General features: G+C 44.6%; 5 protein-coding genes. 3 read left to right on the top strand and 2 right to left on the bottom strand.

What is annotated here, in order from left to right; all coding sequences use genetic code 11:
- Both ACJ751_RS08930 and ACJ751_RS08925 read right to left on the bottom strand, forming a co-directional pair.
- Window positions 1-596 (bottom strand): hypothetical protein (locus ACJ751_RS08930; RefSeq protein WP_407745140.1); only part of this gene is annotated, 596 nt, incomplete at its 3' end.
- 11 nt (window positions 597-607) lie between these two features.
- Entirely contained in the window at window positions 608-1531 is a 924-nt protein-coding gene (locus ACJ751_RS08925) for a hypothetical protein (RefSeq protein ID WP_407745139.1), read from the bottom strand.
- 187 nt (window positions 1532-1718) lie between these two features.
- Here ACJ751_RS08925 and purL point away from each other — a divergent pair, with 187 nt between their 5' ends.
- The 3 genes from purL to proC all read left to right on the top strand — a co-directional run bounded on the left by purL (window position 1719) and on the right by proC (window position 5939).
- Window positions 1719-3953 (top strand): phosphoribosylformylglycinamidine synthase subunit PurL, encoded by a 2235-nt coding sequence (purL, locus tag ACJ751_RS08920; RefSeq protein WP_407745138.1) that lies wholly within the window; start codon window positions 1719-1721, stop codon window positions 3951-3953.
- Between the two features lie 179 nt (window positions 3954-4132).
- Window positions 4133-5131 (top strand): ADP-glyceromanno-heptose 6-epimerase, encoded by a 999-nt coding sequence (gene rfaD / locus ACJ751_RS08915; protein WP_407745137.1) that lies wholly within the window; start codon window positions 4133-4135, stop codon window positions 5129-5131.
- A 4-nt stretch (window positions 5132-5135) separates the two neighbouring features.
- Entirely contained in the window at window positions 5136-5939 is an 804-nt protein-coding gene (gene proC / locus ACJ751_RS08910) for a pyrroline-5-carboxylate reductase (protein ID WP_407745136.1), read from the top strand.
- Window positions 5940-6344 lie beyond the last annotated feature (405 nt).

Genomic DNA, 6344 nt, shown 5'->3' with positions numbered 1-6344 from the left:
TGCATCTGCGCATACACTTCATGATTGGGAACAGGTCCTTTAAAGGTAATGTTGGTAGCATGGGCATAAGTGCTGGCCAATGTATCATAGTCGCGGGTAAGCATCAGCAGGGTGCGATCTTTTAAGGCGCCGCTGGCAAAGCGATCGAGTAGTACTTCAATCTTACGGCTTTTATCTACTGTGCCTACATAGGCAAAATCATATTTCTTTTGTATAGCTGGCAACAGAACTATCTGATCGGGAATGCCGTAATTCCGGATGCCGGATGGAATATTATCTGTTGGGTTTATTTGTTGCCGTACATATTCGCTGTTAAAGATGCGGTAATCGGGCGTGGCGTTGATCAGTTTTTTGAGCCTGTCTTTTAATTTGCTGAATGGAGGAACCGATGCCGAGGCATATTCATGAATGGTTACCCTGTTTTTATTACGCCGTACATGCCGACCCATAAAATGCCATTCTACATCGCAGGGCAGGGTAGGTAATTGGGATGGATGCATGACGTGTGTTTGTATGCCCCGATCAGCAAAAAATTGTTCATAGGCGTTTAGTTCGGGTAAGAATGCTTTATGTTCATGAATGAAGCCAATGGTCATATAGAAGCAAATTAAGAAAAACTTAATTCAGGAAATTTTGATTCTAAAAACTCCAACACGCCCGACCGGCGGATCTGCTGTTCCCAGGTAAAGCTTTCCACATCAGGTTTTGAGTAGGACAGGTTATTTACCTGCTCCCAGGTGAAGTTCGAAAGGTTCGGTTCCAGGTAAAAAAAGTTACCGCCATATTGTTGCTGAAACCTTTCAACCCAGGCATACCGGCTGGTGATGATGGGTACACCCAGGGCGGCATACTCCAGTAATCGCACGGAGGTTTGCTGATTAAAAGGTTCTTTGTCAGGGACATAATTAATAGCGAAGCGGGCTTTTATAATATAGGCGTCTATGGAGCTGTAGGGCAGGGGACCCATAAATATAATGTTCTCATAATTCCCGTAAGTGGCCTGCAGCTGCTCATATCCCGTGCTTATAACTAACAGGGTTTTGTGTTTTAAGGCCCCGGTACTAAAGCAATTCAATAATGCTTCAGGTTGGCGTATGGGAGAAATATCACCCGTGTATACAAAGTCATATTCGCGCTCGTGTAAAAACGGATCGGCCAGCAGCCATTGTTCCGGTATGCCCATGTCGCGGTAACCAAAGGGGATGTGATCGTGGAGATTGATCGCTTTTTTTACATAGTCATTCAAAAACAGTCGGAAATCGGGTTGGGCGCTAAAAAAACTTTTCCACCAGTTCTTCCACCTGCGCCAGGGAGGTATAGAGGAAGAGTTGTATTCATGTATTTTATAAATGCCTTCTTTGGGTTTGGTGAGGTCGGCCCCCATTATCCACCACTCCACATGCCGGTGCAGCAGGCCGAGATCGTTTTTATCTACTATTTCACACGTTATATTGTAGCCCGAAAAGAAACGGCTGTATGCGTCCAATTCGGGCAAAAAGGCTTTATTGTTATGAACAAATGCAATAGTCATGAGCTGGTAAATCGGGATAAATTTATCAATAAGATGACAGACTGTTTGTACTTTTGCGCTTTCCTAAAAAGCTGTTTGACAAACAGCTAGTGGTAAATAGCTGGACGTGAGTGTTTTTTGCCCCGCCGCTACTATTTTCCCTGGCTCTAAAATACGATCAATCAGCAGTTTAACTATATTAATTAATATGGAAGTAACAGTAAAAACGGCTAAACAACTACGTCTTACCGAAGAAGAATTCGATTTAATAAAACAAAAACTTGGCCGTACGCCCAATTTTACCGAATTGTGCGCCTTCAGCGGTATGTGGAGCGAACACTGCAGTTACAAAAATTCAATTAAGTGGTTAAAGACTTTGCCCCGCGAAGGCAAAAAAATGTTGGTGAAAGCCGGTGAGGAAAATGCGGGTCTGATGGATATTGGCGACGGCTTTGGCGTAGTATTTAAAATAGAATCTCATAACCACCCTTCGGCTATTGAACCCTTTCAGGGTGCTGCAACCGGGGTAGGGGGTATTCACCGCGATATTTTTACCATGGGCGCCCGGCCTATTGCCTCGCTCAATTCATTGCGTTTTGGTAACCTGAAGGAAGCCAAGACCCAGCACCTGCTGGCTGGTATTGTTCATGGCATTGGCCATTACGGCAACTGCTTTGGCGTACCAACCGTTGGCGGTGAAATATATTTTGAACAGTGTTACCATACCAACCCGCTGGTGAACGCCATGAGCGTTGGTATTGTAAAGAATGGCGAAACCATTTCTGCTACTGCCAAAGGCATTGGCAATCCTGTGTTCTTTGTAGGTTCTGCCACTGGTAAAGATGGTATTGGCGGCGCTTCTTTTGCCTCAGCCGACATCACTGCTGAAAGTGCGGAAGAATTACCTGCCGTACAGGTGGGCGACCCCTTCCAGGAAAAGAAACTGCTGGAAGCCTGTCTGGAAGTAATAAAGACCGGCGCCGTTGTAGGTATGCAGGATATGGGTGCGGCCGGTATTATTTGTTCTACTGCCGAAATGAGCGCCAAAGGCGAAGTAGGGATGCGCATCGACCTCGATAAAGTGCCTACCCGTCAAAAAAATATGAAGGCCTGGGAATTGTTGCTGAGCGAAAGCCAGGAGCGCATGTTGATGGTAGTTGAAAAAGGCCGTGAAGCTGATATACAACAGGTTTTTGATAAATGGGACCTCCCTTGTTCTGAAATAGGCGAAGTTACCGATGATGGCATCCTGCATTTCTATATGCATGGCGTGCTGGAAGCCGAGCTTCCTGCTAATGAACTGGTACTGGGTGGCGGTGCGCCGCAATATACCCGCGAGTATAAAGAACCCGCTTACTTTGAAAATATAAAAGCTTTCAGGGCTGATGCTATTGAAGTGCCTGCCGATATGAAAGCGGTAGCTGAGCAGATCATTACCATCCCCAACATTGCCAATAAACGTTGGGTGTATGTGCAATACGATAGCATGGTGGGCGCTGGTACTTCTACCACCAATACACCGGCCGATGCTGCTGTAGTGATAGCCAAACCAACCAATAAAGGACTGGCCCTTACTACTGATTGTAACAGCCGCTATGTCTATGCCGATCCGTTCACCGGTGGCATGATCGCCGTGTCAGAAGCTGCCCGTAACATCGTTTGCAGTGGCGGCCAGCCTTTAGGTATTACCAACTGTTTGAACTTTGGTAATCCATACGATCCACAGGTATACTACCAGTTCGTATATGCGTTAAAAGGCATGAGCGAAGCTTGTTTGAAATTCGATACCCCTGTAACCGGTGGTAACGTAAGTTTCTACAACCAGAACCCGGATGGTGCGGTGTATCCTACACCAACGATCGGGATGGTGGGTTTGCTGGATAATGTGAATGATAAAATGACGATGGACTTTAAAGCTGCCGGCGACCAATTGTTCCTGATAGGTACCAGCCGCAACGACATCAATTCTTCTGAATATTTACATAAGGTTAAAAAGGTAGAATTCAGTCCGGCCCCGCATTTTGACCTGGAGGAAGAAGCTACCCTGCAGAACAAGATCGCTGAACTGATTAAAGCTGGTGTTATTGCATCGGCGCACGATATCAGCGAAGGTGGATTGGTGGTAACACTGCTGGAAAGCTGCTTTAACCGCAACCTGGGTGTCGAGGTAACCGCTGCCAAAGCTGATATTCGTAAAGATGCTTATTGGTTTGGTGAGGCGCAAAGCCGCGTGGTGGTAAGTGTGAAAGCCGATAAAGTGGATGCCTTCAAAAAAGTAGTAGGCAATCATCCTTACGAACCACTGGGACAGGTTACCAGCGGCGCCATTAAAGTAGATGGAAAAGACTGGGGTACTATTGACGCCTGGAAAAATAAGTATGATACGGCTATAGAAAACCTGTTGGCTGGTCATGAGTCAGAGCATGCATTAAGTGCGTTGTAAGTTGATAGAGTTGAAAGGGCTGATATAGTTGATAAAGGGGCAAGTTGACGAGTTAACAAGTTGACGGAGTGTCTGAAAAATTGGAGCCGTCTGCTCTGGCGCGAGCCATTTCACGTTTGCCGTTTCACGTTTCACGATTTGCGATACACCATTGACGATTCACATTTACGATAGACGAAATGAACAAAAATAGTATCATAGTGGTAACCGGCGCTGCCGGATTTATAGGAAGTTGTTTAACCGGTTTTCTGAATGAAAAAGGTTATAATCGGCTTATCCTGGTTGATGATTTTACCGAGCCTGAAAAGATGCAGAATCTCGAAGGCAAACAATACGAAGAGAAAATAGAGCGCGAAGATTTTTTTGAGTGGCTGGCCGAACATAAACCTGCCATCGACTTTATATTCCATATTGGCGCCCGTACCGATACTACCGAATTCGATTATTCCATACACCAGCACCTCAACGTGGAGTATTCCCAAAAGATCTGGGATTACTGTACAGAGAACAATGTGCCGGTAGTATATGCATCTTCAGCGGCTACCTATGGTTCCGGAGAAGAAGGGTACAATGATGACCATGCTGTTGTATACGCATTGAAACCATTGAATCCGTACGGTGTTTCAAAAAATGAGTTTGATAAATGGGCGCTGGAACAAACTACGCAGCCGCCTTTTTGGGCCGGGTTGAAGTTCTTTAATGTGTATGGTCCCAATGAATACCACAAAGGGCGCATGGCCAGCGTGATCTGGCATTCGTTCAAACAAATAAACCAGTCGGGCAAAGTGAAGTTGTTCAAATCGCACAAGGAAGGCTTTAAAGATGGCCAGCAGTTGCGCGACTTTGTATATGTGAAAGATGTACTGAAGATCTGCTACTGGTTAATGGAACAATTTGAAAAGGATCGCCATGCAGTAGCCAGTGGTTTATATAACCTGGGTACCGGCAAAGCCCGCAGCTTTGAAGACCTGGCGAGATCTACCTTCAGAGGGCTGGACAAAGAACCGGTGATCGAGTTTATTGATATGCCCGAAGACATTCGCGATAAATACCAGTATTTCACCGAAGCGAATATGCAAAAGCTGAGAGAAGCCGGGTATAAAGATGAATTCTATTCATTGGAAAATGGAGTGGATGATTACGTGCGTAATTATTTAGTGAAAGGAAATTACTATTAGTTCTATGAACAAGAAAATAGCTATCATAGGCGGAGGTAATTTAGGTACTGCCATTGCAGAAGGCCTGATCAACAGCGGTTTTACCCTGCCCGAACATATTTTAATCACCAAGCGGAATATTAAAACGCTGGCGGCGCTGGAAAAGCGCGGCGTAATGGTGAGTGATAACAATGAAGAAGCTGTTCGTTTTGCTGATATGATCTTCCTGGCGGTAAAACCGTTCCAGGTTGATGATATTCTGGGCAAACTGAAAGCATTGTTGAATCCCGAAAAGCAGGTGCTGGTGTCAGTGATCACGGGTGTCACTATCAGGCATATGCTGAAAGCGGTAGACTTAAAAATTCCGGTTATCAGGGCCATGCCCAATACGGCGATTGCCATCCAGGAAAGCATGACCTGTTTGTCTGCCTCGCAAGAGGTGAACGGCGATCAGATCGGTTTTATTGAAGACCTGTTCAATCAACTGGGCAAAGCAGTTTGGATCGATGAGAAACTGATGGATGCAGCCACCGTGTTAGGTGCTTGTGGTACTGCGTTCGCTATGCGGTATATCCGGGCGAATATTCAGGGGGGTATTGAAATTGGTTTCGATGCGGCTACTGCCAGCTTAATAGCGGCGCAAACAGTAAAAGGCGCTGCAGAATTATTATTGAAGAAAGGATCACATCCCGAACAGGAGATCGATAAAGTAACTACCCCCAAGGGTTGTACTATTGCCGGGCTTAATGAAATGGAACATCAGGGTTTCAGTTCATCCCTCATTAAAGGTATTGTTGCCAGCTACGATAAGATTGAAAAGGATAGTTAAGCACAATAGAATCTGCGGGCTTTATATATAATTTATGTTTATACATTAATTAATCCGCAGCAAAAAAGCGAATAAGTGATTGTGTTACAGATACGATATGGAAAAACTACGTTGTATTATATGCGTAACAGTACCATGTATATATTACGGATATATTAAAAATGCATATGTTTCTTGCAGATGACCTAAAATTTTCGTTCTTTTGCTTCTGAAAATTTGCATACCCCGTACCCTATAGGCAATAACCCAAACTAATTATGAAAAAGGAGAAATTTAGTTTTCTTATATTATTTGTTGAAGTAGCAGCGATCGTTTTCTTGCACTCTGCTAAGAATCATCAACCTGATAGCACTAAAATGTTAAGTGTAAAAAAATCAGATGCTGGTTCGCACTATCAATTAAAAG

It is taken from the genome of Niastella sp., assembly GCF_045805085.1.
Taxonomy (GTDB): domain Bacteria; phylum Bacteroidota; class Bacteroidia; order Chitinophagales; family Chitinophagaceae; genus Niastella.
The sequence above is the reverse complement of the archived record's forward strand: the minus strand, read 5'-3'. Positions and strand labels throughout refer to the sequence as shown.

What these genes read in the sequence shown, in the direction of transcription:
- purL (WP_407745138.1), top strand. Translation starts at nt 1,719, where the DNA reads ATGGAAGTAACAGTAAAAACGGCTAAACAACTACGTCTTACCGAAGAA.
- proC (WP_407745136.1), top strand. Translation starts at nt 5,136, where the DNA reads ATGAACAAGAAAATAGCTATCATAGGCGGAGGTAATTTAGGTACTGCC.
- ACJ751_RS08925 (WP_407745139.1), bottom strand. Translation starts at nt 1,531, where the DNA reads ATGACTATTGCATTTGTTCATAACAATAAAGCCTTTTTGCCCGAATTG.
- rfaD (WP_407745137.1), top strand. Translation starts at nt 4,133, where the DNA reads ATGAACAAAAATAGTATCATAGTGGTAACCGGCGCTGCCGGATTTATA.